Annotated in this window: 1 protein-coding gene; it reads right to left on the bottom strand. The window is 64.2% G+C overall.

Annotation, left to right across the window (positions count from 1 at the left end; translation table 11 throughout):
* Positions 1-1092: an IS630 family transposase gene (locus IEX31_RS18430; RefSeq protein ID WP_188744840.1), complete on the bottom strand. Its 1092-nt coding sequence runs from the start codon at positions 1090-1092 to the stop codon at positions 1-3.
* Positions 1093-1139: the final 47 nt, after the last annotated feature.

Raw genomic sequence — 1139 nt, forward strand, 5'->3', positions numbered from 1 at the left:
CTAGTGTCCTGCGCCGGTAGTTCGTTGGAGTAGTCGTTTGAGGGAGTCGAGGATCTGCTCGGCGGGCTTGGTCCAGACGAAGGGCTTCGGGTTTTCGTTCCACCCTTTGACCCAGGCGCGGATGTCGTTCTCCAACGCCCGGACGCTGCGGTGATCGGAGCGTTGGAGCAGGTCGGCGGTGACGTACGCGAAGAACCGTTCGACCTGATTGATCCAGGACGAGTAGGTCGGGGTGAAGTGCATGTGGAACCGGGGATGCTTCTCCAGCCAGGTGACGATGCTGGGACTCTTGTGGGTGCTGTAGTTATCGCAGACCAGATGCACCTCAAGGTGATCGGGGACCTCGGCGTCGATCTTGGTCAGGAACTTCTTGAACTCCACAGCCCGGTGCCGGCGGTGGATCGAGGAGATCACGGTCCCGTCCGCGGTGTTGAACGCGGCGAACAGGCTGGTGGTGCCGTGCCGGACGTAGTCGTGGGTGCGTTTCTCGGGCATCCCCGGCATCATCGGGAACGCCGGCTGCGACCTCGCCAGCGCCTGCACCTGCGACTTCTCGTCGACGCAGTAGACGACGGCCGCTTCGGGCGGGTCCAGATAGAGGCCGACGATGTCGTAGACCTTGTCCACGAACTGCGGGTCGTTGGACAGCTTGAACCCGTCTTCCCGGTGCGGTTTCAGCTCGAACGCCTTCCAGATCCGCCCGATCGTGGACTTCGACAAGCCGGAGCGGTCGGCCATCTTCGCCCGGGACCAGTGCGTCGCGTTCTTCGGGGTTGATTCCAGCGTGGCCACGACGACGTCTTCGACCTGCTCGGCCGTGATCACAGGCGGGCGCCCCGGGCGCGGCTCGTCGACCAGGCCATCCAGTCGGGACTCCAGGAACCGGGCCCGCCACTTGCTGACCGTGTTCGCCGAGCAGCCCACCTGCCCGGCGACCGTCTTGTTATCCAGACCGTCGCCGCAGCCGAGCACGATCCGGGACCGCAACGCCAACGCCTGCGACGACTTCGCCCGCCGCGCCCAACGCAGCAGCTGCTCCCGCTCCTCATCACTCAGAATCAACTCGGCCTTCGGGCGTCCCGTTCTCGGCATACCCCATTCTACAACTTAACCAGAGAATTTCAGGCGCACGACACTAG

This window comes from Agromyces bauzanensis (assembly GCF_014645655.1).
Classification (GTDB): domain Bacteria; phylum Actinomycetota; class Actinomycetes; order Actinomycetales; family Microbacteriaceae; genus Agromyces; species Agromyces bauzanensis.

What these genes read in the sequence shown, in the direction of transcription:
- IEX31_RS18430 (WP_188744840.1), bottom strand. Translation starts at nt 1,092, where the DNA reads ATGCCGAGAACGGGACGCCCGAAGGCCGAGTTGATTCTGAGTGATGAG.